This is a genomic window from Paracoccus sp. (in: a-proteobacteria), assembly GCF_047973135.1.
Classification (GTDB): Bacteria; Pseudomonadota; Alphaproteobacteria; order Rhodobacterales; family Rhodobacteraceae; genus Paracoccus.
This window is the reverse complement of the sequence record NZ_JBKEBL010000092.1, coordinates 1-25,264: the sequence shown is the minus strand read 5'-3', so window position 1 is coordinate 25,264 and position 25,264 is coordinate 1. Positions and strand designations below refer to the sequence as shown.

23 protein-coding genes and 1 riboswitch are annotated in these 25,264 nt (G+C 65.0%); of the genes, 10 read left to right on the top strand and 13 right to left on the bottom strand.

What is annotated here, in order from left to right:
- The first annotated feature begins 19 nt into the window (after positions 1-19).
- The 4 genes from dut (at position 20) to ACK5L9_RS07345 (ending at position 5,003) form a co-directional block, all read left to right on the top strand.
- Positions 20-505: a dUTP diphosphatase gene (dut, locus tag ACK5L9_RS07360; RefSeq protein ID WP_416910819.1), complete on the top strand. Its 486-nt coding sequence runs from the start codon at positions 20-22 to the stop codon at positions 503-505.
- Positions 505-1,491 (top strand): HesA/MoeB/ThiF family protein, encoded by a 987-nt coding sequence (locus ACK5L9_RS07355; RefSeq protein WP_416910818.1) that lies wholly within the window; start codon positions 505-507, stop codon positions 1,489-1,491. The genes dut and ACK5L9_RS07355 overlap by 1 nt, the downstream gene beginning before the upstream one ends.
- A 303-nt stretch (positions 1,492-1,794) precedes the next feature.
- The gene (locus tag ACK5L9_RS07350; RefSeq protein WP_416910817.1) at positions 1,795-4,473 is read left to right on the top strand and encodes an HNH endonuclease; all 2,679 of its coding nucleotides are present in this window, start codon (positions 1,795-1,797) and stop codon (positions 4,471-4,473) included.
- Between the two features lie 14 nt (positions 4,474-4,487).
- Positions 4,488-5,003 carry an SMI1/KNR4 family protein gene (locus ACK5L9_RS07345; protein ID WP_416910816.1) on the top strand — a complete coding sequence of 172 codons (516 nt, stop codon included), beginning with the start codon at positions 4,488-4,490 and terminating at the stop codon, positions 5,001-5,003.
- Between the two features lie 377 nt (positions 5,004-5,380).
- Here ACK5L9_RS07345 and ACK5L9_RS07340 read toward each other — a convergent pair whose 3' ends face one another.
- The gene (locus ACK5L9_RS07340; RefSeq protein ID WP_416910815.1) at positions 5,381-5,701 is read right to left on the bottom strand and encodes a UxaA family hydrolase; all 321 of its coding nucleotides are present in this window, start codon (positions 5,699-5,701) and stop codon (positions 5,381-5,383) included.
- A 220-nt stretch (positions 5,702-5,921) separates the two neighbouring features.
- Here ACK5L9_RS07340 and ACK5L9_RS07335 point away from each other — a divergent pair, with 220 nt between their 5' ends.
- Positions 5,922-8,249, top strand: coding sequence for a molybdopterin-dependent oxidoreductase (locus ACK5L9_RS07335; RefSeq protein ID WP_416910814.1), 2,328 nt, complete (start codon positions 5,922-5,924; stop codon positions 8,247-8,249).
- A 333-nt stretch (positions 8,250-8,582) separates the two neighbouring features.
- Here the strand turns inward: ACK5L9_RS07335 and ACK5L9_RS07330 are convergent, their stop codons facing one another.
- From ACK5L9_RS07330 to ACK5L9_RS07290, 9 genes are read right to left on the bottom strand one after another with little or no spacing between them, the layout of a single operon-like run.
- On the bottom strand, positions 8,583-9,644 hold the full coding sequence (locus tag ACK5L9_RS07330; RefSeq protein WP_416910813.1) for an alcohol dehydrogenase: 1,062 nt from the start codon (positions 9,642-9,644) through the stop codon (positions 8,583-8,585).
- Positions 9,645-9,681: 37 nt separating this feature from the next.
- Positions 9,682-11,199, bottom strand: a complete 1,518-nt coding sequence (locus tag ACK5L9_RS07325) for a tripartite tricarboxylate transporter permease (RefSeq protein WP_416910812.1) — start codon at positions 11,197-11,199, stop codon at positions 9,682-9,684.
- A gap of 1 nt (position 11,200) precedes the next feature.
- Positions 11,201-11,647, bottom strand: a complete 447-nt coding sequence (locus ACK5L9_RS07320; protein ID WP_416910811.1) for a tripartite tricarboxylate transporter TctB family protein — start codon at positions 11,645-11,647, stop codon at positions 11,201-11,203.
- Between the two features lie 35 nt (positions 11,648-11,682).
- Positions 11,683-12,888, bottom strand: coding sequence for an SDR family NAD(P)-dependent oxidoreductase (locus ACK5L9_RS07315; protein WP_416910810.1), 1,206 nt, complete (start codon positions 12,886-12,888; stop codon positions 11,683-11,685).
- Positions 12,888-13,640 carry an SDR family NAD(P)-dependent oxidoreductase gene (locus ACK5L9_RS07310; RefSeq protein ID WP_416910809.1) on the bottom strand — a complete coding sequence of 251 codons (753 nt, stop codon included), beginning with the start codon at positions 13,638-13,640 and terminating at the stop codon, positions 12,888-12,890. The genes ACK5L9_RS07315 and ACK5L9_RS07310 overlap by 1 nt, the downstream gene beginning before the upstream one ends.
- Positions 13,630-14,622, bottom strand: coding sequence for an acyl-CoA dehydrogenase family protein (locus ACK5L9_RS07305; protein ID WP_416910808.1), 993 nt, complete (start codon positions 14,620-14,622; stop codon positions 13,630-13,632). The genes ACK5L9_RS07310 and ACK5L9_RS07305 overlap by 11 nt, the downstream gene beginning before the upstream one ends.
- Positions 14,623-14,625: 3 nt before the next feature.
- Positions 14,626-15,810, bottom strand: coding sequence for an acyl-CoA dehydrogenase family protein (locus ACK5L9_RS07300; RefSeq protein WP_416910807.1), 1,185 nt, complete (start codon positions 15,808-15,810; stop codon positions 14,626-14,628).
- Entirely contained in the window at positions 15,807-17,930 is a 2,124-nt protein-coding gene (locus tag ACK5L9_RS07295; protein ID WP_416910806.1) for an acetate--CoA ligase family protein, read from the bottom strand. The genes ACK5L9_RS07300 and ACK5L9_RS07295 overlap by 4 nt, the downstream gene beginning before the upstream one ends.
- Positions 17,931-17,933: 3 nt before the next feature.
- Complete coding sequence (locus tag ACK5L9_RS07290; RefSeq protein WP_416910805.1) at positions 17,934-18,707, bottom strand: enoyl-CoA hydratase/isomerase family protein; 774 nt, start codon at positions 18,705-18,707, stop codon at positions 17,934-17,936.
- 186 nt (positions 18,708-18,893) lie between these two features.
- Here ACK5L9_RS07290 and ACK5L9_RS07285 point away from each other — a divergent pair, with 186 nt between their 5' ends.
- The gene (locus ACK5L9_RS07285; RefSeq protein WP_416910804.1) at positions 18,894-19,871 is read left to right on the top strand and encodes a Bug family tripartite tricarboxylate transporter substrate binding protein; all 978 of its coding nucleotides are present in this window, start codon (positions 18,894-18,896) and stop codon (positions 19,869-19,871) included.
- Positions 19,872-20,055: 184 nt separating this feature from the next.
- Here the strand turns inward: ACK5L9_RS07285 and ACK5L9_RS07280 are convergent, their stop codons facing one another.
- Positions 20,056-20,991 carry a LysR family transcriptional regulator gene (locus ACK5L9_RS07280; RefSeq protein ID WP_416910803.1) on the bottom strand — a complete coding sequence of 312 codons (936 nt, stop codon included), beginning with the start codon at positions 20,989-20,991 and terminating at the stop codon, positions 20,056-20,058.
- 120 nt (positions 20,992-21,111) lie between these two features.
- Between ACK5L9_RS07280 and ACK5L9_RS07275 the strand changes: the two genes are divergently transcribed.
- Complete coding sequence (locus tag ACK5L9_RS07275) at positions 21,112-22,056, top strand: ring-cleaving dioxygenase (protein WP_416910802.1); 945 nt, start codon at positions 21,112-21,114, stop codon at positions 22,054-22,056.
- Between the two features lie 21 nt (positions 22,057-22,077).
- On the opposite strand, the gene ACK5L9_RS07270 is transcribed toward ACK5L9_RS07275, so the two are convergent.
- Positions 22,078-22,395: a GNAT family N-acetyltransferase gene (locus ACK5L9_RS07270; RefSeq protein ID WP_416910801.1), complete on the bottom strand. Its 318-nt coding sequence runs from the start codon at positions 22,393-22,395 to the stop codon at positions 22,078-22,080.
- A 55-nt stretch (positions 22,396-22,450) separates the two neighbouring features.
- On the bottom strand, positions 22,451-23,041 hold the full coding sequence (locus ACK5L9_RS07265; protein ID WP_416910839.1) for an NADPH-dependent FMN reductase: 591 nt from the start codon (positions 23,039-23,041) through the stop codon (positions 22,451-22,453).
- Between the two features lie 254 nt (positions 23,042-23,295).
- Positions 23,296-23,390: riboswitch (TPP riboswitch) on the top strand.
- A gap of 44 nt (positions 23,391-23,434) precedes the next feature.
- Here ACK5L9_RS07265 and thiM point away from each other — a divergent pair.
- From thiM to ACK5L9_RS07250, 3 genes are all read left to right on the top strand, one after another.
- Positions 23,435-24,223, top strand: coding sequence for a hydroxyethylthiazole kinase (gene thiM / locus ACK5L9_RS07260; protein WP_416910800.1), 789 nt, complete (start codon positions 23,435-23,437; stop codon positions 24,221-24,223).
- Complete coding sequence (thiE, locus tag ACK5L9_RS07255; RefSeq protein ID WP_416910799.1) at positions 24,220-24,831, top strand: thiamine phosphate synthase; 612 nt, start codon at positions 24,220-24,222, stop codon at positions 24,829-24,831. Before thiM ends, thiE begins: the two co-directional genes overlap by 4 nt.
- The coding region (locus tag ACK5L9_RS07250) for a bifunctional hydroxymethylpyrimidine kinase/phosphomethylpyrimidine kinase (RefSeq protein ID WP_416910798.1) at positions 24,828-25,264 on the top strand (437 nt) is incomplete at its 3' end. The genes thiE and ACK5L9_RS07250, both read left to right, overlap by 4 nt.

Sequence of the window (25,264 nt, the reverse complement as noted above, 5' to 3'; positions counted from 1 at the left end):
CTTTGCTTTGGGGGACGCGATGGCACAGGCACCGATGGCACAGGCACCACAGATCGGAATCAAGCGGACCGGGACGGCGGATCCGGCGCTGCCCCTGCCCTCTTACGAGACGGCGGGCGCGGCGGGTGCCGACCTGCGAGCGAATTTCCCCGAGAATGAGCGCAGTGGAATCGAGCTGCTGCCCGGTCAGCGCGCACTGGTGCCGACCGGGCTGATCCTCGATATTCCCGCCGGGTGGGAGGTACAGATCCGCCCGCGTTCCGGTCTGGCCCTGAAATACGGGCTGACACTGGCCAACGCACCGGGCACCATCGACAGCGACTATCGCGGCCCGCTTGGGGTGATCCTGGTCAATCTGGGGCAGGAACCGCATCGCATCGCCCATGGCGACCGCATCGCCCAGATGGTCGTTGCCCCGGCCCCGCAGGCCCGGTTCGTTTCCGTCGATTCCGTCACCGATACCGCCCGCGGAACCGGAGGCTTTGGGTCCACGGGGGCGGGCTGATGTGGTGGCGCGCGGCGCAAGCGGCCTGTGCGGGCCTGTGGCTTGCCGTGGTGCTGCTGAAGGCGCTGGTTCCCGACAGCGGCCCTGCCCGCGCCCTTGGCGGCACGGTGCATCACTGGCTGCTGGGCGGCGGCATCGTTGCGCTGATCCTTGGCTATGCAGCGCTGCTGTCACGGCTGCGCGCTCGCGCGATCCGGCCCCCCGCCGCCCCTGACGATGGCGCTATCACAGATGCCGAACTGGACCGCTATGCCCGCCATCTGGTCCTGCGCGAGATCGGCGGCCCGGGCCAGATGCGCCTGCGCGAGGCGCGGGTGCTGGTGATCGGTGCAGGGGGGCTGGGGGCACCGCTGTGCCTGTATCTGGCGGCGGCCGGAGTCGGGCGTATCACGGTTGCCGATGACGACACGGTCAACCTGTCGAACCTGCAACGGCAGGTGATCTTTCGCAGCGATCAGCGGGGCGAGGCCAAGACGCACGCCGCCGCCGCCGCCATGACCGCGCTGAACCCGCATGTCACGGTGACGCCCCTTCCCCGCCGAATCTCTGATGCCGATACCGGGCTGATCGCGGGCTTTGATCTGGTGCTGGACGGGACCGACAGTTTTCCGGGCCGCGAGGCGATCAATCGCGCCTGTGTGGCCGCCGGGGTGCCGCTGATCGCCGGGGCGATCGGCCAGTGGGAGGGGCAGGTGACGCTTTACGACCCCTCCCGCGGCGGCCCCTGCCTTGCCTGCCTGTTCCCGACGGCCCCCAAGCCGGGCCTTGCCCCGTCCTGCGCCGAGGCAGGCGTGGTCGGCGCGCTGCCAGGCGTGATTGGCAGCCTGATGGCGCTGGAGGCGATCAAGCTGCTGACCGGCGCGGGACAAGGGCTGCGGGGCCGGATGCTGATCTTTGACGGGCTTTATGGTGAAACCCGGATGATCACCACCTCACGCCGTCCGGATTGTGCCGTATGCTGCCTGTCGGCAGGGACGGCATCGTAACGACCGAAAATCGCAGGCCTTGGCCGGGATGGCAACAAGGCCGGACTGGTTCTTCCCGACAATCGGACAACCGCCCCGGAATCACGACGCATCACGCCGCCGCATGGACCGGCGAAACACGGACTGGCGAAATTCGGACTGGCGAAATTCGGCCACCCCATCTGCCGCCGGGTCGCGGACTTCCGCTAGGGCAGAATCCGCCCGCTTGCCAGACGCAGGATTTGCCGTCATCGTAAACCTATTGAAGTTAAGTTTTTCAATTGAAGTTAAGTTTTTCAAAAGTTTTTTTAACGAGGTTTTATTATGGCTTCCGTTAATGCCACAAATAATGCTGCCAAGAAATCAGCAGCAGAATCCGCAGCAAAGTTGATTTCCAAGACCGCCGCGCAGGCGCTGGCGGCCAAACCCAAACCCAAACCCAAGCCTGTCGCAACCCAATCGGCGCAATCTACAGCAACCCAGGCGCCAGCGGCCAAGGCTTCTGCTGCAAAGGCTTCCACCGCGCAAGCCTCCGCAGCCAAGGCATCGCAAAGCAAGCCAGCCAAGAACACCGCGACCGAAGCCCTCAACAAAAGTCAAGAGGCGTTGCGCAATTTCGGTCAGGCGGCCAGAGACCGTGTGGTCAATCAGGTGTCAACCGCGAAGGCATCGGGTGTCGGTGCTGCGGTCGGCAACAAGGTCCAGGAAGGTGCCAACAAGGCCAAAGATGCCGTTCGCGACACGGCCGGCAAGGCCAAAGACATTGCCGGAAAGGCCGGGGACGTTGCCGGAAAGGCCAAAGACGTTGCCGGCAAGGCCAAAGACATTGCCGGAAAGGCCGGGGACGTTGCTGACAAGGTCCAGGACGGTGCCAAGTCTCTTGTTGATCGTCAGGTAAAACGCAACACCGAGATGTTGGAGAACGCCAAGGACACCGCTGGAGGGCTTTTCAAGACTGGCGCCAAGCTGTTTGGCAAGGCGAAGGAAGGCGCAGAAGCCTTGGCACGCGATCCCGGCGGCACCTTGAAGAAAGCCGGAAGCGCAGTTGCCGACGGCGCGGGTGATTTGGCCAAGGCAGCCGTGGAAACCGGGAACGTGATCAAGGACGATCCCGTCTCTGCTTTGAAGGGCCTTGGAAAGGGCATGGTCAACGGGACAACCGATATGATTGATATGGCCGCAGAATTCGCGGTCAAATCCAGCCCTATCGGCATGGTGGCTACTGGTCTGGGCCTTGCTCCGGAGAACATGATCCCGGACATACCAAAGTTCGAGGTCGATAAGAATAATCGTGCCGAAGCCATTGGTTCGGCCGTCGGCGAGGTCGTGGGTATCCCCGTCCCCGGCGCGGGCGCGGTCTTGGGTGTCGCCAAAGGGGTCGCCAAGGGGGGCAAAGCGCTGGCGGGCACTGCAAAGGGCGCTGGGAAGGCCGATGACGTTGCCGATCTGGGGAAAGCTGGCGGTCGGGCACTGGGCACAGCAGGTGATGCCAAGTCAGCCGGTGCCGGAAACGGCACGGGTCAGGTGGCCGGCGCGGCAGGCGATGGCAAGCGGCCTGGCAGCGGAAACGGCGCGGGCCAGGCGGCCGGGGCGGCAGGCGATGGCAAGTCAGCCGGTGCCGGAAACGGCACGGGTCAGGTGGCCGGCGCGGCAGGCGATGGCAAGCGGCCTGGCAGCGGAAACGGCGCGGGCCAGGCGGCCGGGGCGGCAGGTGATGGCAAGTCAGCCGGTGCCGGAAGCGGCACGGGTCAGGTGGCCGGGGCGGCAGGTGATCCCAAGCGGCCTGGCAGCGGAAACGGCACGGGTCAGGCGGCCGGGGCGGCAGGTGATCCCAAGCGGCCTGGCAGCGGAAACGGCGCGGGCCAGGCGACCGGGGCGGCAGGCGATGGCAAGCGCCCTGGCAGCGGAAACGGCGCGGGCCAGGCGGCAGGTGATGGCAAGTCAGCCGATGCCGCGAGAAACAACGGTGTTGCCAATGACGCAGGCGAGCCAAATAACTTTGTTGTCCCCGATGATATATCGAGTATTACAGACTTGGATAAAATTGTTGTCCCCGATGATATATCGAGCATTGATCAGTGGGCACTTTCTGGAACCGGCAGCAATGCGGCTGATCAGCGCGAATTGGTGATGAGCAATGCTGGCGGGGTGAGTAATGCTGGCGGGGTGAGTAATAATGCTAATGCCTTTGGCGCGAACGGCGGTGGCAGCGCGTCATCTGGTTCCGGAAGCAACAGTATCCCGGGTTCCGGCGGAAACGGCGGTGTCGGCGGGTCATCTGGTTCCGGCGGAAACGGTATCCCGGGTTCCGGCGGAAACGGCGGTGTCGGCGGGTCACCTGGTTCCGGCGGAAACGGTACCCCGAAAAACTTCGGTGATTCGGTAAGGCTGGCGAATGGCCAGATCGGGCACGTGGGCGACCCGCCTACTGTCAAGACCGGGCCAAATGGTAAGCCTGTAGTGGTGAGGCCGGATGGCTCGACAGTGACAATCCCCAAAGTGAGAAATCATGATAATGAGGTTGTAAACCAGGATGGCACCGTGACCTATCAGAAGGGCAAGTATGAGGTCACTTATGATTCCAATGGCTTCCCGATCCTTGATTCCAAGGCAGATGTTTATCTGAATGCCAAGCACATCGGTTCAGGAAAAGATTCGGAGCACTTTAGAGCCGCCAACGAGGCTGTTCGCGAGCAGCTTAAGAACAACCCTGGCCTCAAAGATAAAATGGGGCTGACGGATAAGCAATTTAATTTCCTGATGAAAGAGCCGTCGTCACCTGTTTCCCCGCCGGACCTTACTTGGCACCATCATCAGGACTTGGGTAGGATGCAGCTTGTCGATCAAATCGGCGCTCATGAACTTACTCACCTTGGAGGAATGTCGATCTGGGGCGGCGGTTATCCTACTAGCAAGAAGTCACCTCAGATCCCCGATGTTTTTGGGCAACCGCTGGATAATAATCGGGACCGTGCCTACGACATATTATTTGGTCTAGAGTAAGGTGAAGCCAAGAGATGACATTTGAATGGGAAAAATATCAAACCGATTTGCCATCTGTTTCAGATGCTGATCTGGATTTCGTTGAAGCGAAGCGCAGGGTAAATCTACCAAAGGGTTATCGCGAAACCGTCAAGCAGCATTGTGGCGACATACCTGTGCTTGGAGTTGCAAGGGTCGGCATAGGCAGTACGCCAGTCTCTGCCCTGTTTTTTGTGAGATATGATTATCAGGGTCCGCGACCCATTTTGAACATGTGGTACTGGATCAAAGAAATAGAGGGGTATAAAGAAACAGAGGGGTATAAAGAAACAGAGGGGTATTATGACAGCGATACGGCAGGAAAGTTTGTGCCCTTTGCCTCGAATAGTTCTCATGGAATATACGCCTTCGACTATCGAAAAGGCTCGAACCCCGCAGTCGCGTTCCTTGATCTCGAAACTGCACTCTATGACGTAGAAAATTCAATCTTTCCCGTTGCCGAAAGCTGGGAGGATTTTCTGGCCTCATTGACGGACGGCGACGACGACTGAACGGGGCGGCATCTGCGTTGGTGAATCAGTACCGCGTCCAGCGGCGATCAACCGCCTGAGCACGAGGTTCATGCCAGTCTGACGCAGATGGTGCCAGACTGGCGAAGGCGGCTCTGGCCCGGTAATGTATCCCGTGCCATTGGTCCTGTTCGCCGAGGGCGAAGGCCAATTGCCTGCGCTTACCCTGGTCTTCTGCGCCCCGCAGCCGGTTGTTCTGCTGATCCGGTCCGGGCGGCGAAGTGGCAAATCCTGCCACAATTCGACATGCCGCCCGCTCAACCATGGCCAGCAACCATACGGATCGCCGCCGCAGGCTCTTGCAGGGGTCCGGGGCGACTGTGGACGGATGCAGAGAGGGTCCGCATCGTCGAAGAGAGCTATCGGGGGCTGCCGACGGTTCTGAGGCGCGTATTGAAGCTGATCAGGTTGTGCCGGTGGACATGCGCCCCTGGCGGAATCGCCATGATCGCCCGACCGATGGGCATGCCGTATTTCCGCACGGTGTCACCGACGGCCAGCCGGCGCAGCGAAACCTTGTGGCCAAAAGGCACATCGGTTGCCAGATCCAGCATGACGGTACCTCCATCCGCCCTTTCGATCCGGCAATCCGTGCCCGAGATCCCCGGCGCGACCATCACGGCCACATCGTCGTCATCATGCAGGATGACGGCTGCGCAGCCCCTGTCGCGTGCTGACATCAGAAAACTTCCCCACTTATTCACCCCAGTTCCAACGGCAGCGCCGCCAGTCTGTCACACATTCGTTACATCACCGGAACCAAAATTAATAGTGAACTTATCAGTTTTTTCAAAAGCCCCGTCTCTGGCTATTCGCCGGCTCTTGAGAAAAAGGTGTCAAAGCGTTCTGATAGCTGCGATTCTTGCGCAAATCCAGACCGGCGCAAAAAAGGAGACAGTGATGGACAACATCCGGCGCGTGCCCCATTGCAGCCATTGGGGGGCCTATACCTTGCTGGTGCAAGGCGACCGAATCGTTGGCGTCGAACCCTTCGCCGACGACCCCGCGCCCTCGCCGATCATTCACTCGGTCCGGGAATGGGCCAATCCCGAACGCCGCGTCCTGCAACCGCTGGTCCGCGAAGGCTGGCTGCGGGCGCGCGAAGGCAGCGACAGGACGGCGCGCGGGTCCGATAAATTCGTGGCAATCGGCTGGGACGAGGTTAACGCGCTGGTCGCGGGCGAAATCACCCGCGTGGCGCGGGATCACGGCAATGCCTCGATCTTCGCGGGTTCCTATGGCTGGACAAGCTGCGGCCGCTTTCATCACGCGCCCTCGCAACTGAAGCGGCTGCTGAATCTGATCGGCGGCTATACCGGGCATGTCGATACCTATTCCACGGCGGCCGGGCCGGTGATTCTGCGCCACACGCTTGGCGATGACGGCGCCTGTGGCGGCGATGTAAACTCGTTGGACACGATCGCCGGGCACACGGAAACGCTGGTCGTGTTCGGTGCCATGTCGCCGCGCACCGAACAGAACGAGGCGGGCGGCATCGCCCGTCACCGGCTGGCGCAGCACCTGCGCAGGCTGGCGGATCGCGGGGTGCGGGTGGTGCTGGTTTCGCCCCTGCGCGACGATCTGCCCGACTGGCTGGGGGCAGAATGGTGGCCGATCCGGCCCAATACCGACACCGCGCTGATGCTGGGCCTTGCAGGCGAGATCGCGAAAGCAGGGCGTCAGGCACGCGATTTCCTGACGCGCTGCACCAGCGGCGCGGATGGCTTTCTGGCCTATCTGGGCGGCGCGACGGACGGCGTGACCAAGGACGCGGCCTGGGCTGCCGGAATCACCGGGCTGGATGCCGGGCAGATTGCGGCGCTGGCGCGGCGGATGGTCGAAACGCGGTCGATGATGACGGTAAGCTGGTCGCTGCAACGCGCCCATCACGGCGAACAGCCCTATTGGGCAGCGCTGGCGCTGGCCTGCGTGATCGGCCAGATCGGCCTGCCGGGGGGCGGGGTCGGTTTCGGCTATGCCTCTCTGGGGGGCGTGGGCGCGCCGCTGAACCGGGGGCGCAGCGTGGGGCTTTCGCAATTCGCAAGGCAGACGCGGCCGATCCGCAGCTTTATCCCCGTGGCCCGCATCTCGGATCTGCTGCTGAACCCTGGCGGCAGCTTCACCTATGAAGGGCACGAACACCGCTATCCCGACACGCGGCTGGTGTATTGGGCAGGCGGGAATCCGTTCCACCACCATCAGGATCTGAACCGACTGGCGCGGGCCTGGACCCGGCCCGAAACGATCATCGTTCAGGATCCGGTCTTTACCGCCACCGCTCAGCGCGCCGACATCATCCTGCCCGCGAATACCTCGATCGAGCGGAACGACATCGCCGGAAACAAGCGCAGCGATGCGATCCTGGCCATGCACCGGGCGATTGCACCGCTGGGGCAGTCGCGGTCGGATTTCGACATCATGAATGATCTGGCCGCGCATCTGGGCGTGGCCGAAGCATTCAACGAGGGCCGGAACGAGATGGGCTGGCTACGCCATCTGTACAACATCAGCCGCATGGACGCGGAAACGCGGCTTGGCCACCGGATGCCGGAATTTGACCAGTTCTGGGCACGTGGCCATGCCGACATGCCGGTTCAGGAAAATTACGTTCATCTGCGCAAGTTCCGCAATGACCCGGAGGGACATCGCCTGGCCACCGAAAGCGGCCGGATCGTGCTGTACAGCCAGAAGCTTGCCCTGCTTGATTATGGCGACTGCAAGGCCCATCCTGCCTGGATCGAACCGGCCGAATGGCTGGGCAAGGCGGGGGGCGACGGGCGGTTCCACCTGATCTCGCATCAGCCGCAGGGGCGCCTGCACAGCCAGCTTGAAACCGGCAAGGCCAGCGTGGCGGAACGTCGCAATGGCCGTGAACAGGCCCGGATGCATCCCGAGGATGCAAGGGCCCATGGCATCGCCGATGGCCAGACCATCCGCCTGTCGAACAGCCGCGGGCAGTGCCGGGCGACGGCGACCCTGTGCGACGGGGTCAGGCGCGGCGTGATCGTGCTGCCGACGGGCGGGCGCTTTCTGCCTGACGACATGGGCTGCGACATATCCGGAAATCCGAACGTATTGACCCCCGATATCGGCAGTTCCGCCTTCGGTCAGGGCTGCTCGGCCCATACCTGCCTCGTCTCGGTCACATCCGACAACCGCCCGCCCGAGGACGCGCTGAAGGCCGGTCTGAGGCTGACGCGGGAATTGCTGCCCGATTTTTCCGGCTGAACAGGGCACCCGGACATAAGCGCCATATAGCCATTTGATTTTGCGCTGATGCTGCGCCAATTTGATGATCAAATTGGCTTCCGTCAGCCATACCAGCCGGCAGGCCGCCGCCAGTCCCGCAGGATTCGCTTCCCGGAGGCTTCGCTGCGTAACGGCATCGCCGCCAGATTTGCGTCCCGCGACAGCCGGGGGCGCTGCGCCCCCCGGACCCCCCGCTGCCCGCAAGCGAGGCCGCTTTGGCAAATTGCTGCTTGCCGTTGTTGGCGCATCCGCCGCCGGGTCAGGCCAGCCACGGCACGAATCATGCGGTTCCCGTTGCTGCGCCGCGTCCGGTCAGGCGGTTGCCGGTGTCAGGACGGCGCGACCGACAATGCCGCCTGCCTCCAGCCGGTCCATCACCGCATTTGCCTGCGTCAGCGGATGGCAGCTTGTCGGGATCGGCCGGATCGCCCCCTTGCGCGCAAGCTGCATGAGTTCCCCGAATTCGCTCAGCGAGCCGACATAGCTGCCCTGAATCCGCACCGATTTCATGGCAATCAGCGGCAATGACCATGGGGTCGCGCCGCCGAACAGGCCAACAGTGACCAATGTGCCGCCCTTGCCCACCGCGTCGAAACCAAGTGCGGCGGTGGTCTCGGCCCCGACGAAATCCAGGACCGCAAGGGGCGCGCCCCCGCAGGCGCTGGCGATAGACCCATGCGCGTCCGGGGCCTGTGGGTCGATGGCGGCACAGGCCCCGGCCTGCAAGGCTGCGGCCCGCTTGGCCGGGTCGATATCGGCGACAACGGGCGGCTGCATGTCAAGGGCCTGCATCAACCCGATACACATCAGCCCCAGTCCGCCCGCGCCAATCAGCAGGGCCGGGCGCTGCCGGGGCAGATCGCCCAACTTGCGCAGCGCCGACCAGGTGGTCAGCCCCGAGCATGCCAGCGGTGCCGCGACCTCGGGGGCAAGCGTGCCGATATCGAACAGATAGCGCGGATGGGCGACACGCAGCCGGGTGGCATAGCCACCATCGGCATAAACCCCCAGATAGCGCGGCGCGGCGCATTGATGTTCGTTCCCGGCCAGACAAGCCGGGCAGGTGCCGCAGCCGCACCAGGGATAGACGACATGCAGCAGGTCACGATCCACCGGGCCCGCGTCAGGGCCCGCCGCGATCACGCGGCCGACGACCTCGTGGCCGGGCGTCAGCGGCAACCCGATCCCCCGCGCGGCATATTCCAGCCGCTGCCCCCGGCCCAGATCAACACCACCTTCGCGCAGGTGCAGGTCGGTGTGGCAAACCCCGGCGGCGATAACCTCAAGGATCACTTCGCTGCCGGTGGGTGTCATGCCGGGACGTTCCTCGGCGCGAAGCGCCGTTCCGAATTTGCGGATACACTGACATTGCATGATCTGCCGTCCTTTCATTGTTGCGCCTCTGACGCGCTCAGGCATTCCGTTCTCTGCCCCGCGCTGCCATCATCCGCCACAGGCCCGCACCCACCGCCCAAAGCAGGATCGCGGCGGTGATCGACATGATCGCGCCGGCGATGGGGCGCTCGAAGAACGTCCCAAGCTCGCCCCCCGAGACCAGCAGAGAGCGGCGGAAATATTCCTCGATCATCGGCCCGAGGACAAAGCCCAGCAAAAGCGGCGCGACTTCGAAGTTCAGCGCCCTCATGCCAAGTCCCAGGAACCCGAAAACCAGCAGCACGACGATATCGGCGATCTGGTAATTGACGCTATAGATGCCGATACAGGTAAAGGCGACGATCACCGGAAACAGCAGATTATACGGTATTTGCAGCAGCTTGACCCACATGCCCACCAGTGGAAGGTTCAGCACCAGCAGCATGATATTGCCGATGACAAAGCTGACGATCAGCCCCCAGAACAGGTCGGGCGAGGATTCGATGACATTCGGGCCGGGCAGGATGCCATGTACCATCATCACGCCCAGCATGATCGCCATGACCGGATCGCCCGGAATGCCCAGGCTCAGCGTGGGGATGAAGGCCGATTGCACCGCAGCGTTATTCGCGGCCTCGGGCGCGGCGACGCCCTCGATCGCTCCCTTGCCGAACTGTTCGGGATGCCGGCTCAACTTGCGTTCAAGCGCATAGGACACAAAGGTCGCGACCAGTCCGCCCGTTCCCGGCAGCGCACCGAAGAACCCGCCGATCCCCGAACCTCGCAACATCGGCATGGCCGAGCGGCGCCAGTCCTTTCCCGTGGGCAGCATGTCGCGCAGGCGGATGCGGGCTGTATTGACCCTTGGCATGGTCGTGCGACCGGCATTGGCGATGATCTCGGGCAGGCCGAACAGGCCGATGGCGACCGCAACCAGCGGCAGCCCGTCATACAGCACCGTCTGCCCGAAGGTGAAACGCGCCACGCCACTGTTCAGATCCAGCCCGATCAGCCCAAGCGCCAGCCCCAGCGAGACCGAGGCAAGCGAGCGTGCCGCCCGCCCCGTCCCGATGACCGACGCGGCGATCAGCCCCAGCGCCATCAGCGCCACATATTCCTGCGGCCCGAATTGCAGCGCCACCCGCGCCAACGGCACCGAAAAGCCGACCAGCAGGACCACTCCGAACAGGCTGCCCACGAATGAGGCAATGGCAGTCATGAACAGCGCCTGCCCGCCCCGCCCCTGCCGAGCCATCGGGTATCCGTCCAGCCCCGTCACGGCGCTGGTCGCGGTTCCGGGCAGGTTCATCAGGATGGCGGCGGTCGAGCCTCCGTAGGATGCACCGTAATAGATACCGCCCAGCATGATCAGCGCGAAATTCGGGTCCAGATGATATGTGACCGGCAGCAGCATCGCCAGCGTGGCCATGATGCCGATGCCGGGCAGGACGCCAATGAATGTGCCCAGAAAGACCCCAAGGAAACAATACAGCAGCCCGCCCCAGGAGGCGGCGACGCTGAGACCCAAGGCAATATCGGAAATCAGGCCCGGCATCTCAGAACGCCTTCATTTGCAGGCCCAGCCCGACACGGAAGATCAGCGCCGAGATCGCGGCGGTAGCCAGCGCCAGCACCAGCGCGGCAAGCACGGGGGTCCGGCGGTTCGCCAGCGCCGACAGGAACACTGCCAGCGACACCGCAACGACGATCCCCCGGCTTTCGATGGTCAGGGCAAAGGCGCCGAAGGCTGCCGTCAGAAAGGCGATGCCGCGAAGCTGGCCCTTTTCGGGGGCAAGCCGCGCATCGCCCGGCTGCGCGGTCGCCAGCATGAACAGCGCCAGCACCAGCATGATCGTACCCAGCATGACCGGAAAATAGCCCGGTCCCATGCTGTGCAGGCTGCCCATGTCATAGCGGCGCGCCTCGACGATGATGAAAAGGCCAATGCCGCCGGTCACAAGACCTGCAACGATGTCCCCCAGCCTGTCCGTGATATATCGCATGTCATCCCCTCCCCAAGATGTGATGCGCCGGTCGTTCAGGACGGATGCCCCCGGTTTGACGGGCTGACCGTGACCGTCTGGCCGGTGACAAGGCCCGCCTCCGGGCCGGTCAGAAAATCGCAAAGCCCGCGCGGCAGGGCCGTATCGCCCGCGATCAGCGTATTGACGCGCATCCCCGCCCCGGCCCATTCCAGCGCAAGCGTGCGCGCAAACATTGCCAGGGCCGCGCTTGCGACGGCATCCCCGGCAGGTGCCACATAGAGCAGCGCGAAATCCCGGCAGCGCCGGGGATGCGAGACGATGGCCTGCGCGGTCAGGCGCGCCATGGCCAGGGTTCCGGCCGGGCTGCGGGGGGCCTGCCGGTACTGATCGGCGATCACGGCGGACAGCGCCGCGTCCGTGGGCAGCATTGCGGTCGGACCCACGGGCCCCAGCACGACACAGTGGCCCGTGGCGGCCTGCCCGGCGGAAGGCGGGGCCAGACCCTTGGGCAGAGGCCCGGCCAGGCCACCGCCATCAACCGTCAGCGTCTGCCCGTTCAGCGCCCCGCCATCCGGCCCGGCGCAGAACGCGACCGCCGCAGCGATATCACCGGGCAGGGCCAGCCGCCCCAACGGAATGCCGCGCGCCACCGCCTCAAGGTCGATACGACCCTGCCGCTGCAATTCCTCGACCAGCGGCGTCAACGTATAGCCCGGCGCGACGGCACTGACAGCGATACCGTGCGGCGCAAGCTGTTCCGCCAGCACCCCGGTCAGCGCCACGACCCCGGCCTTGGTCGCGCTATAGGGACCGCGCAGAACCAGGGGCCGAAAAGCCGCGCCCGAGGCAAGGTTCACGATCCGCCCACCATCGGGCAGCAAAGGGCTGGCCGCGGCGCAGATCCGCTGTACAGCGGTCAGGTTCAGCGCCACCAGCCGGTCGAACGAGTCCTGCGGCAGATCGGTCAGCGACCGGCCGGAACTGTCCGTGATACCTGCGTTGTTGATCACAGCGTCCAGCCCGCCAAGGGCCTTGGCGGCGCGGGCGGGCAAAGCGGATGCGGCCTGCGCATCGGTCAGATCGGCGGCCAGCGCCACATGACCGGGGCCAGGCATCGCAGCAAGGGCGGCAACCGCCGCCTGATCAATGTCAGCCAGCGCCACGCGCCAGCCGTCCCCGGCAAGCCGCCGACAGATGGCCCGGCCGATCCCTCCGGCGGCCCCGGTGACAAGCGCGCGGGATGTCGCCCCGCCCGCCATCAGGTGATCGCAATGCCGATGCCGCCATCGGCGGACAGTACCTGACCGGTAACAAAATCGCTTTCATCATCCAGCAGATAGCCGATGGCGCGGGCGATGTCCTCGACCGTGCCCAGCCGTCCCAGCGGCGTCGCCGCAATGCGCCTTGCGTCACGTTCGGCCGAACGGTGCCTTGCGGTGCCCTCGGTCGGAACGGCCGAGGGCGCGACGGCATTGACCCGGATTCCGCGCGGACCCAGCTCGACCGCGGCGGCGCGGGTCATGCCCATCACGCCTGCCTTGATGCCGCTATAGACCAGCGAATTCGGGGCCGAACGGAACCCAGCCGCCGAAGCCACATTGACAATGGTGCCGCCCCGGACCGGATCCATCGCGGCGGCTGCGGCCTGAATCGCCCAGACGATCCCGGTAAAGCCGATATCGACCATGCGCGCCACCGTTTCCGGCGCGATCTCGGGGATGGGCTGATAGCGGACCCAGGCGGCGTTGTTCACCATCGCATCCAGCCGCCCTGTCCGTTCGGTCACGGCGGCAACGGCGGACCCGACCCCCTCGCGGGTGGACACGTTCATCACCACCGGAAAGGCCTGCCCCCCCGCGTCGCGGATCAAACTGACGGTTTCGGCGGCGAATTCCTCTTTCAGGTCGTTGACCCCGACAGCCCATTCCCGCGATGCCATCAGCCGCGCCGTGGCGCGCCCGATGCCGTGGCCCGCACCGGTGATCAGGACGGATTTGCGGTCAGCCGACATGAGCAATCTCTTCGTACCAGTGATTTTGCGTTCCGCGCAGCAGCTCTGCCCCCAGCATGTCCAGCCTTTCGGCAGCCCCGCCCTGAGCCGCCATTGCCCGCATACGCCGCAAATGGCGGTGCAGCGGCACCTCCCATGTGAAGCCCATGCCCCCAAAAACCTGAATGGCGCTTTCGGCGACCAGCGGGCCGTGTTCGGCGGCATAGAGCCAGACCGCCTGACGCGCGAAGGCAGACCCCTCGGCGGGTTCGGCCAGCGCGCGGGCCAGCCCGGCGCGCATCGTCTCGATTGTCAGGGCATCGCGGGACAACCGGTGACGCAACACCTGATTGGCCGACAGGGGTTTGCCGAACTGCTCGCGGTCCTGCGCGTAGTTCGCTGCCATGGTCAGACATTCCCGCGCGGCGCCCAGCATAAATGCCGCCCGCAGCACCTGCGCCGTCTCGCGCAGCCCGGACACGCACGCCGCATCCAGAACGATCCCCCCGGCTTCCGGCGAGGGGCGGATCAGCGCCTCGGGCGTGTCCAGATCCAGCGTGGGCGCGGTCTCGGCATCGGGGTTGGCCAGCAGGACCGCAGCGCCATCCTGCCGAAAGACCAGCACATGCCCGGCATCGCCCGCCAGAGGCGCGCCGCCCGCAACCCCGGCCTCGGTCGTGCCCGTCCAGGCAATCGTGGCCAGTGCCCTGCCCGCACAGATCGCCCGCGCCATTTCCGGGGCGGGACCGGCCAGCGCATCGGCCAGCAGCAACGATTCGATCAGTGGAAAGGCCAGCAGACCCGCGCCCGCCGCCGTGGCGACGGGCACAGCAAAGCGCACCGGCAGGGCCAGCCCCCCGACCGCCTCGGGCGCAAGAACGCCGATCACCCCGGCCCCGGCCAAAAGCCGTGCCCTTTCGCCGGTATCTGCCGCCCCGGCACAGGTGGCGATCACCGCCGCAGCGGTATCCTCGAATTCCCCCGGATCGAGATCGTCGAACATGGATCAGGCCGCCTTTTTCAGGTTGAGAATACGCTTGGCGATGATATCAAGCTGGATTTCTGTCGTACCGGCATAGATCGTCTCGGCCCGGCTGCTCAGATAAACCTGTTCCATCCGCTGCCGCAGATCGCGCAGCGGACCATCCGCACCGGGCGGAAAGCGCGACACGATCTCCCACGCGATGGCGGCAAAGTACTGATGCGCCTCGGACCAGTAAAGCTTGGGGAAACTGCCGCGCGGACCGATTTCGGCACCCTGCACCAGTTCCGAAACCAGCGTCTCGACATGGGCCTTCAGCATTTCGATCCAGACCCGGATACGCGCCAGTTCGCGGGCATGGGGCACCAACAGCGCATGGGCGCGCGGATCGCTGCGACAGGCGGCGATCAGGTGATCCAGCTCGCTTTGAAAGCGCCAGGCGCGATACATGCGGTTGGTCGCGCGTTCGATGGACAGAACCCGCGTCGCGGCCTGCCAGCCCTGATCGGGCGCGCCCAGCATGTCGGACTCGTCCACGATCACATCCTTGAAGAACACCTCGCAAAAGGACCGATGCCCGTCGATGGACCGAATCTCGCGCGTCTCGATGCCGGGCAGATCCATCGGCACGGCGAACAGGACCAGCCCCTTGTTCCGGTCCTGCGGGCTGCCGGTGCGGGCCAGCAGCAGACAGAACTGCGATTTCGACGCGCCCGAGGTCCAGATTTTCTGGCCGTTCACGCGCCAGCCATCGGCGGTCCGCTCTGCCGTTGTGCGCAGCGCCGCCAGATCCGAGCCCGCGCCAGGTTCCGAAAACCCCTGACACCATATCGCCCGCATGGTCAGGATCGGGGGCAGATAGCGGATTTTTTGATCCTCGCGGCCCACCGTCAGGATGATCGGCCCGGCAAGCTCTTTTCCGATGGAATTGGCCGCGTTCGGGACCGGTGCCAAACCTATTTCTCTGTTGATTTCAAGATGCTCACGCAGGCTGAGGCCATGCCCCGCATAGGCAGTGGGCCAGGTGATCCCGGCCAGCCCGGCGCGGTGCATCGCCGCCTCGAAGGCGATCAGCTCGTCCAGGGTGGCGGGGCTGTCATGGCTGCGATCGGTGCGCAGCCTGTCGGTCAGGTTCTGTTCCAGCCAGAGACGCGCCCGCGTGCCATGGCTATGGTGGGAACTGGCCGCTTGGCCGGTTTGCGATGTCATTCAGCAGCCTCCTGCCGGTTTTTTCGCCGTGGCACGATCAGCGCATCCAGTGCCGTGACACCCTGTCCAGCGGCGCGGACGATCAGCGGGTTAATGTCGATTTCGGTCAGGTCGTCAGCGTGCCGCGCAGCAAAACGGGACAACGCCGCGATGGCCTTGCACAACGCGCCCAGATCGGCCGGAGGACGACCGCGCGCGCCGGTCAACAGGGGCCAGGCGCGAAGATCGCGCAGCATCCCTGCGGCCCCGGCTTCGGTGACGGGGGCAAGGCACAGCGCAGTATCCTGCAAAACCTCGGCAAAGATACCGCCAAGCCCGACCATGACTGCCGGTCCGAACATGTCGTCTGTGACGGCACCCAGAATCATCTCGGTTCCGCCCGTCACCATCGGGGCGACCAGTACCCCGTCGATCCGGGCTTCGGGCGCATGGCGCGCGGCGGCGGCGGTGATACGATCAAAGGCAGCGCGGGCAGCATCCGGATCGGGAACATCCAGCTCTACCCCGCCCATATCGCTTTTATGCGCGATGTCGGGCGACAGGATTTTCATGGCAACCGGCGCCCCGATTCGTCGCGTCGCCCCGGCGGCCTCAACCGCGCTGGTCACGACAATTTCAGGCGCGAAGGGCAGACCAGCAGCGGCCAGCGCGGCCCTTGCGGTGGCCTCGTTCCGCGCGGCTTTGGCGGGCAGCGGCTGGCGGACCACCGGCACTGGCAAAGCTACAGGCGCTTCGCGCTGCGCCTCCAGCCGGGCAAGGGCGGCAATGCCGGCCATGGTCGCGTCAATGGTCGGGAAACAGGCGATGCCAAGGGCATGCAGTTCGGCGATGGCGTCCGCAGGGCCGGGGACACAGACGACCAGCGCCTTGTCGGGATGCCCTCGGGCAGCGGCGGCCAGCGCCTGTGTAAAGACCTGGCGCAGGCGCGGAATCTCCATCCCCAAAGCCAGCATCAGGCAGGCGGTACCGTTCGCGTCATCGGACAGCACGGCGTCCAGCAACGTTTCCAGAAGCTTGGGACTGGACGAGATCTGTGCGGTCGCGTCAACCGGGTTCGCCGTCGCTGCCAGCGGCAGGGCCGCACGGATGCGCCGCTGCGCGGTCTCGCCCAGAGGGTTGACCGCAATCCCCTGCCGGGATGCCGCATCGGCCATCATCACCCCGAACCCGCCCGACGCCGCGATTATCGCCACCGAAGCGGGAAAACCAACGCGGCGCGGGCCAATTGCCTCGGCGGCGGCTCCGACCTGCACCAGTTCCTCAAGCGAATGCACCCGGATCGCCCCGTAGCGGCGAAACACCGCGTCGAACACCCGGTCGCTGCCCGCCAGCCCTCCGGTATGCGACTGTGCCGCCTTCCGCCCGGCTTCGGAGGTGCCGATCTTCAGCGCGATCACCGGCTTGCCCGCCGCGCGCGCACGGGCCAGCGCCGCCGTCAGCCGCGGCCCATCGCGGCAGGTTTCCAGACAGGTCAGGATAACGCGGGTTTCGGGATCGCCTGCCAGCCAGTCGATCAGATCGGCGGCCTGAATGTCAGCCTCGTTCCCGGTGGCAACGAACCGCGCCACCCCCGCACCGCAATCGCCCAGCATGCGCAGCGCCGCGCTGCCGATATTGCCGCTTTGCGATACGATGGACAGGCCGCCGTGGCGCGGCAGATTGCTTTCCAAAGCAACCGAGAATGTACCGATGGCGCGTTCGCGCAGGCTGACCGCGCCCAGACAGTTCGGCCCCAGAATACGCATGCCGCCCTGTCGCGCAGCCTGCACCAGTTCAGCCTGCATGACAGCGCCCTCTGGGCCGATTTCGGCGAAACCTGCGCTGAGGATGATCGCGGCAGGGCTGCCGCGCGCGGCAGCAGCCCTGACAGCGGCAAGGGCGGCGGCACCGGGCACCGCGATCAGGACCAGGTCCGGCACACCGGGCAGCGCCTCGACCGAGGGAAAGGCCCGCAGCCCCTGAATTTCGTCCGCTTTCAGATTGACCGGCCAGATTGCACCGCCAAAGCCGTGGCGCAGCAACAGATGCACGGGCCGCCCGCCGGTCTTGGCCGGATCCGACGAGGCCCCGACCACCGCAATCGAGCGCGGCATGAAGATCGCGTCAAACGGCCCGCACATCGCTCAGGTTCCCGTGAATACCGGGGCGCGCTTTTCCAGAAAGGCGCGCCGCGCCTCTTGCGCGTCATGGGTCCGGGCCAGCGCCATGGTGTAATTCTGTTCCAGTCGATAGGCATCCCGCTGGGGCATGTTCTCGACCATCGTTGCGGCCTGCTTGGCATAGGCGATGGCCAGCGGTGCCTTTTGCGCGATCTCTTGCGCGATCTCCATCGTGGTCGGGATCAGCGCTTCGGGCGTGGTCACGGCCTCGATCACATTACGCTCTTTCAATTCTGTCGCAGTCAGCCGCACCCCGGTAAAGAACATTCGCCGCGTCGTCGAACGACCGAACAGCGAATGCAGCATCGAGGCGCCGCCCGCCAGCCCGACATTGATTTCGGGCATGCCGAAGACGGCGTTATCCGAGGCATAGAAGATGTCGCAGGCTGCCATCAGCCCCAGCCCGGCACCCAAAGCCGCGCCATTCACCGCCGCGATCACCGGCTTGGCGCATTCCTTGATCGCATTGCCGGTTTCGCGGGTCGCGCGGTTATGTTCCAGAAAATCGCCGGCCCTGCCGGGATCGGGACGGTCCTTCAGATCGGCCCCCGCGCAAAAGACCTTGCCCGCGCCGGTCAGAACCGCCGCACGGACATCATCGCGCTGCGAAATCTCGTCAAAAACCTCGATCATCTCGTATCGTGTCCGGCGATCCAGCGCATTCACCGGAGGGCGGTCCAGCGTGACCAAAGCCACCATTCCGTGCATCTCTACCCGCAGATTCTGCTTGTCGAACATGGCGCGCTCCTCTCGCTCCGGCGACTGACCGGACGGTCAGTCACGATCCTGAATACCAAGCCTGCCACGGTTTCGCAACTGAATTTTGCCGGATTGCGGCCTTGACTGACCGTCCGGTCAGTGCTTAGCCTGAATCTGGGGAACGGGCGCAAGGCCCGCGCCTCGCCATTCTGGGGAGGAAAAATCATGACGACGTTCAATCGCCGGACCATCCTGGCGGCAGCCGCCATCGCCGCAGCCGCCACGCTGCCGTCACCGGGTGCAGATGCGAAATCCAGTGACCCGATCAGCCTGATCGTTCCATATGGCGGCGGGGGCCTGATCGACGGGCTGGTCCGCCAGATCGCCGACACGATGTCGCAGGAACTGGACCAGCCGGTAATCGTGGAAAACAAGCCCGGATCGAACGGCATCATCGGCGCGACCTATGCCGCCGCCGCCAAGCCCGATGGGCTGACCTATTTCGTCGGCGCGACCGGCCCCTTGTCGCTGAACGTGCTGCTGCGCGACAACCTGACTTATGATCTGGACAGCTTCGTTCCCGTCGGCACGATGATGAGCGGGCCGCTGACCATCACCGTGCCGGGCAAGATGGGCGTCAACAATCTGGACGAACTGAAGGCCCATGCCGAAAAGACCGGCAAGCCGCTGCGCTATGCGACGCTTGGGCCAGGCAGCGTGACGCATCTGTTCGGCATCGTATTGCAGGACCAGATCGGCGTGCCGATGGTGGACATCGCCTATCGCAACAACCCCTCGCAGATCGTCGATCTGATCGCGGGACAGAACGACCTTAACTTTGCCACGCCCATTTCTCTGGTCGAACACGCCAAAGCCGGAGATGTAAAGATGCTGGCGGTCTCGACCAGGGAACGGATGCCGCAGTTCCCCGACCTGCCAACGACTGCGGAACTTGGCTATCCCGAACTTGAATCCTCGTTCTGGTTTGGTCTGCTTGCGCCAAAAGGCACCGCGCCCGAAGAAATCGATCGGGTCAGCGCCGCGCTGCAAAAGGCAGTCAGCGACCCGGATCTTCAGAAAACCATGCTGAATGCCGGGATGCAGCCCGATGTCGGCGGCCCCGAAGCGATGCAGGCCCAGCTTGACTGGGACAAAGAGTTCTGGGGCGGCGTGATCGAACGGAACAATATCTCGCTGAAGTGATCCGCCGTCACGGGTGCCCGGGCGATGCGGTGTAGGGCACCTGATCCGCAGGCTGACCGCGCGCGAAGCGCGCCTCCGGCCGGGCGGCAGCGTCCGGGTCGGGCTTTGCCCGACCCGCGCCCCCTTTCCGCCATGTGCAACATCTGCCCGCACCCGACCATCGCGCGCCGACCCGGAATCTGCGTCACCTTCCGCTTGCCGCCTTCAGCGCCTGCCAGGGCTTGCCGGATGCCAGTTCCGCAGACAGGTGGTCGATCAGCAGGCGCAGTTTGGCGGGCAAGGGGCTGACGGGGGGCCAGACGACCATGATCGGCAGGTTGCGGGTTTCCACCTCGGGCATGACCTGCCGCAGGTCTCCGTCGGTCAGGGACTGCGCGACGATAAAGCCGGGCAACATCGCCAGCCCCAGCCCTGCAACGGCCATGTCGCGCATCGCCTCGCCATTGTTCAGCACCAGCCGACCACCGACACGGGGCGAAACAAACCGGCCGCCCAGCCGGAACTGCCACAGCCGCGAATCCGGCAGATGCGCATAGCCGATGGTCTGGTGATCGGCCAGATCGGCGGGTGACGTCGGCGTTCCGGCACGGGCAAGATAATCAGGGCTGGCGACCACATATTGCCGGTCGTCGCACAGCTTTTTCGCGATCAGGGCGCTGTCGCGGGCCTCACCGATGCGGATGCCCAGATCGAACCCCTCGCGCGCAAGATCATGGGCGTAATCGTCGAAATCCACGCGCAGGCTCAGCCCCGGATGCGCCGCAGCAAAGCGCGCAAGGATCGGGGCCAGATGCATGGTGCCAAAGCTCATCGGGGCGGCGATGGCCAGCGTTCCGGTCAGCGGCGCGCGACCATCCATGCCCCAGGCGGCGCTTTCGGCAGCGGCGACAAGCTCGGCCAGGGCGGGGCGCAGACGCTCGGCCAGGCGCAGGGCTGCCTCGGTCGGGATGATGCGCCCGGCATTGCGGCGAAACAAGGCCGCCCCGATACCCAGCTCGAAATCGGCGATCCGCTTGGAGATCACCGATTTCGACAGATTCTGCCGCGCGGCGGCAGCCGAGACGGTGCCAAGCTCCATCACGGTCAGAAATGTCTCGATCTCATCCAGCTTATAGCGCATGGTCTTGCCCCGCTCTGCCCGGCGTTCGGTATTTTCGAACGCGGGATTTGCTACAGGGGTACTGACATTGGACAGGTACGCAACCGATATTTGCCTGTGTTTTGAGCAAAGGACAGGAAAATGCAGCTTACCGGCATTCACCACCTGACGGCGATCACTGCCGACGCGCCCGGCAATAACCGCTTCTACACCGAGGTGATGGGGCTGCGGCGGGTGAAAAAGACCGTGAATCAGGATGATACGTCGGCCTATCACCTGTACTTCGCGGATGGTGCGGGAAGCGCGGGCAGCGATCTGACGTTTTTCGACTGGCCGGTCGCCCGCGAACAGCGCGGCACCCGTTCGATCAGCCGGACCGGCTTGCGTATCGCCGGGGACAGCGTGGATTTCTGGGCGGCACGGTTGCGCGATCACGGTCTGACGATGGGGGAAATCCGGGAAATCGCCGGGCGCGCCAGTCTGGATTTTCTGGACCCCGAGGGGCAGCGGTTCCGGCTGACGGTGGATCAGCAGCCCGACGAAAGCCATCCTTGGGACCACAGCCCCATTGAGGCCGCGCATCAGATTCGCGGGCTGGGGCCGATCACCATCTCGGTTCCCGATCTGGCCGCCACCGGGGCGCTGCTGACCGGCGTGCTGAACATGCGCCGCATCGGCGAATATGGATCGCCCGATGGTCAGGGGCGCGTGCATGTGTTCGAAATGGGGGCGGGCGGGCCAGCGGCAGAACTGCATGTTGCGATTCAGCCCGGCCTTCCGGTGGCCCGGCAGGGCGCGGGCGGGGTGCATCACGTCGCCTTCCGCACGCCCGGACCGGAAACGATCAGCGCATGGGCCGCGCGGCTTGGGGAACTGGGCATCCCCAATTCCGGCGAGGTCGAACGGTATTATTTCCGCTCGCTCTATTTCCGCGAACCGGGCGGCAATCTGTTCGAGATCGCGACCGACGGGCCGGGCTTTGCGGTGGACGAACCCTTCGATACCATGGGCCAGCGCCTGTCGCTGCCGCCCTTTCTTGAACCGCGTCGCGCACAAATCGAGGCCGGGCTGCTGCCGCTGGCCTGATGCGCCACTGCCTGCGGCGCGTCAGGGATCCTCGCCGGGGGCGATGGTGAACAGGTCTGCCCATTCGGGATGCCGGGCATATTGCTTGCGGATAAAGGGGCAGACCGGCACGATGCGAAAGCCGGTCTGACGCGCATCCTGTAGCATGAAATCCAGCAGCGCCTTCGCCACGCCCTTGCCCCCCATCGAATCCGGCACGCCGGTATGGTCGGCGCTGATCACATTGGGACCGCGCCGCGTATAGGTGATTTCACCCTCATCCGCGATGCCGTCGATCCGCGCGACATAGCGGCCCCGGCGCGTCCCGTCCTCTTTGGTGATGTGGATATTCTCGCTCATTTCGAAACACCCTCCTGATCACGTCACGATAGGGCGGGAACGCGACTTGCGCCACTCAGGACTGCGCGCGCGCGGCTTTGGTCGCGTTCGCCCACCAGACCAGTTCATCCAGCATGCCATTCAGCGAGGGCAACAGGGTCTGTTCGACCTCGGCCATGTCGCCATTCTGGCCAAGAGGCGAGACCTTGAAAAATTCGCCCCCGCCCAGATGGACGGCATTGCGCAGCGGCACCATCTGCAATTCGACTCCGATATTGCGCAGATGTTCGATCGCACGCGCCGCACCCACGCCGCCATAGCCCATGGCCGCCATCGGCTTGCGGTTCCATTCCTTATAGGCCTGATCCAGCGCGTTTTTCAGCGATCCGGTGACAGAGTGATTATATTCGCCGGTCACGAAGATATAGCCGTCAAACTCTCCGATCTTGTTCTGCCAGGCGGTCGCGCGGGAATCCTCGCTTGGCATCCATGCGTTCGAAGCCTTTTCGTCGAAAAGCGGCAGGTCGAAATCGCGCAGATCGACCAGTTCGAAATCCATGTCGTCGCGCCCGGCCAGCTTTTGCATCAGCCACGTCGCGGGCTTGTCGGCAAAGCGCGCCTTGCGGGTCGAGCCGATGATGACGGCGATTTTCGGTTTGCTCATGATCTTCCTCGCTTCCTGTGCGGCACGGCCGCAGTTGGGTCTGTACGAATTATGTGCACCTGCCGCTGCCGTCTCCAGATCGGACGGGACGAAAGCCAAGTTCGAAAATTTGGAACGCTGCTGTTCCTTTCGTCAGGCGAGGCCGGTCGTCGCGGCGAAAGATCGGGGGTCGCCAATTTCTGAAAATGGGGCTTTGGCAGCCAAATTCAAGGCACCCGCCGCCGGTTGACCCGCTGGCCGGCCTGTGTCACGGTTTGCCCATGCGACAGGGGCGTCCGGGCAACCGGGCTGAGAAGCACCCTTTGAACCTGACCCGGATCATGCCGGCGGAGGAAGGCGCGACCCCTGCCCGGTCACGGGCACCCGCCCTCTCTTCCGCCCGAAAAGGAGAGTGCGATGACAGCCCCCGGAACCCTGCTGGCCCAGATGCGACAGACCGCGCCGCTGGTGCAGAACATCACGAATTTCGTGGCGATGAACATCATGGCGAATGTCATGCTGGCGGCGGGGGCATCGCCCGCGATGGTGCATGGCCACGAGGAAGCCGCCGAATTCGCGGGCCTTGCCGATGCGCTGAGCGTGAATATCGGCACCGCATCGGGCGACTGGGTGGATGCCATGGAGGGCGCGGCGCGGGCGGCGCGCGGGCATGGCAAGCCCTGGGTTCTGGATCCGGTGGCGGCGGGGGCAACCGGCTTTCGCCGCCAGCTTTGTGCAAGACTGATGCAGCAATCGCCGACGATCCTGCGCGGCAATGCCTCGGAAATTCTGGCGGTTGCGGGTGAGGCGGCCAGCGGCAGGGGGGCCGACACCTCGGATCCCGTGGCTGCGGCCGAGGATGCGGCGCTGCGCATCGCCCGCGAACACGGCATGGTCGTCGCAGTCACCGGACCGGTCGATTACGTGACCGATGGCAGGCGGATCGCGAGAGTGGCCAATGGCGATGCGATGATGCCAAGGGTCACGGCATTGGGCTGTTCGCTGACCGGGCTGGTGGCGGCCTTCGCTGTCGGACAGGATCCCTTTGATGCGACTGTCGCCGCGCTGGTCTGTTTCGGCGTCGCGGGCGAGGTCGCGGCGGAAACCGCGCGGGGGCCGGGGTCGTTTCAGGTGGCCTTTCTGGATGCGCTGCACGCGTTGCAACCCGATCAACTGGCAGCACGCGCAAGGGTTCGGGCGTCATGATCCCGCCGCTGTGTTTCGTCACCGATGCCGACGCGCCGCGTTCGATCCTGGATCAGGCCACCGCTGCCGCGTCGGGCGGTGCCGAATGGGTCCAGTTGCGACACAAGACCCTGCCGGATCGCGATTTTGCCCTGCTGGCCCGGACGCTGCAACCGCTGCTGGCCGCACTGGGGGCGCGGCTGATCGTGAACGACCGGGTCGGGATCGCGGCCGCAATCGGGGCCTTTGGTGTGCATATCGGGCAGGACGATGGCGATCCGGCAGAGATCCGCGACCGAATCGGCCCGGACATGGTTCTTGGCCTTTCGGTCTCGACCGAAGATCAGGCCCGCGCGGTGCCCGATTGCATCGACTATCTTGGCGTGGGGCCGATCCGCGCCACTGCCTCGAAACCCGATCACGCGGCACCAATCGGACATACCGGCTTTGCCCGGATCGTCCGGCTGACCCCCCTGCCCTGCCTGGCCATCGGCGGACTTGGCCCGCGCGATGCCGATCCGGTCCGGGCAGCAGGCGGAGCGGGGCTTGCCGTCGTTTCGGCCATCTCGCGCGCAGCCGACCCGGCTGGCGCGGCACGGGCGCTGTTGCAGGCATGGAGGGTGGCATGATCCCGAACATCCTGTCCATCGCCGGATCCGACAGCAGCGGAGGAGCGGGGATTCAGGCCGATATCAAGGCGATCAGCGCCAATGGCGGCTATGCCATGACGGCCATCACCGCACTGACGGCGCAGAATACCCGCGGCGTGGCCCTTGTCGGGCTGACGCCGCTGCCCATGATCGCCGCGCAGATTCAGGCGATCCGCGACGATATCCGGATCGACGCGATCAAGATCGGCATGTTGGGCGACGCTGCAATCATCAAGACGGTGGCCCGGTCGCTGCAGGGGCTGGCCTGCCCCGTCGTTCTGGACCCTGTCATGGTCGCCAAGGGCGGCGACCGGCTGTTGCAGGTTCAGGCGGTCGCGGCGCTGCGCGATATTCTGCTGCCCCGTGCGGCAGTGATCACGCCAAACCTGCCCGAAGCCGCCGATCTGCTGGG

Bases quoted from the DNA above. Each gene is read 5' to 3' on its own strand.
- dut (WP_416910819.1), top strand. From the start codon at position 20: ATGGCACAGGCACCGATGGCACAGGCACCACAGATCGGAATCAAGCGG.
- ACK5L9_RS07355 (WP_416910818.1), top strand. From the start codon at position 505: ATGTGGTGGCGCGCGGCGCAAGCGGCCTGTGCGGGCCTGTGGCTTGCC.
- ACK5L9_RS07350 (WP_416910817.1), top strand. From the start codon at position 1,795: ATGGCTTCCGTTAATGCCACAAATAATGCTGCCAAGAAATCAGCAGCA.
- ACK5L9_RS07345 (WP_416910816.1), top strand. From the start codon at position 4,488: ATGACATTTGAATGGGAAAAATATCAAACCGATTTGCCATCTGTTTCA.
- ACK5L9_RS07340 (WP_416910815.1), bottom strand. From the start codon at position 5,701: ATGTCAGCACGCGACAGGGGCTGCGCAGCCGTCATCCTGCATGATGAC.
- ACK5L9_RS07335 (WP_416910814.1), top strand. From the start codon at position 5,922: ATGGACAACATCCGGCGCGTGCCCCATTGCAGCCATTGGGGGGCCTAT.
- ACK5L9_RS07330 (WP_416910813.1), bottom strand. From the start codon at position 9,644: ATGCAATGTCAGTGTATCCGCAAATTCGGAACGGCGCTTCGCGCCGAG.
- ACK5L9_RS07325 (WP_416910812.1), bottom strand. From the start codon at position 11,199: ATGCCGGGCCTGATTTCCGATATTGCCTTGGGTCTCAGCGTCGCCGCC.
- ACK5L9_RS07320 (WP_416910811.1), bottom strand. From the start codon at position 11,647: ATGCGATATATCACGGACAGGCTGGGGGACATCGTTGCAGGTCTTGTG.
- ACK5L9_RS07315 (WP_416910810.1), bottom strand. From the start codon at position 12,888: ATGGCGGGCGGGGCGACATCCCGCGCGCTTGTCACCGGGGCCGCCGGA.
- ACK5L9_RS07310 (WP_416910809.1), bottom strand. From the start codon at position 13,640: ATGTCGGCTGACCGCAAATCCGTCCTGATCACCGGTGCGGGCCACGGC.
- ACK5L9_RS07305 (WP_416910808.1), bottom strand. From the start codon at position 14,622: ATGTTCGACGATCTCGATCCGGGGGAATTCGAGGATACCGCTGCGGCG.
- ACK5L9_RS07300 (WP_416910807.1), bottom strand. From the start codon at position 15,810: ATGACATCGCAAACCGGCCAAGCGGCCAGTTCCCACCATAGCCATGGC.
- ACK5L9_RS07295 (WP_416910806.1), bottom strand. From the start codon at position 17,930: ATGTGCGGGCCGTTTGACGCGATCTTCATGCCGCGCTCGATTGCGGTG.
- ACK5L9_RS07290 (WP_416910805.1), bottom strand. From the start codon at position 18,707: ATGTTCGACAAGCAGAATCTGCGGGTAGAGATGCACGGAATGGTGGCT.
- ACK5L9_RS07285 (WP_416910804.1), top strand. From the start codon at position 18,894: ATGACGACGTTCAATCGCCGGACCATCCTGGCGGCAGCCGCCATCGCC.
- ACK5L9_RS07280 (WP_416910803.1), bottom strand. From the start codon at position 20,991: ATGCGCTATAAGCTGGATGAGATCGAGACATTTCTGACCGTGATGGAG.
- ACK5L9_RS07275 (WP_416910802.1), top strand. From the start codon at position 21,112: ATGCAGCTTACCGGCATTCACCACCTGACGGCGATCACTGCCGACGCG.
- ACK5L9_RS07270 (WP_416910801.1), bottom strand. From the start codon at position 22,395: ATGAGCGAGAATATCCACATCACCAAAGAGGACGGGACGCGCCGGGGC.
- thiM (WP_416910800.1), top strand. From the start codon at position 23,435: ATGACAGCCCCCGGAACCCTGCTGGCCCAGATGCGACAGACCGCGCCG.
- thiE (WP_416910799.1), top strand. From the start codon at position 24,220: ATGATCCCGCCGCTGTGTTTCGTCACCGATGCCGACGCGCCGCGTTCG.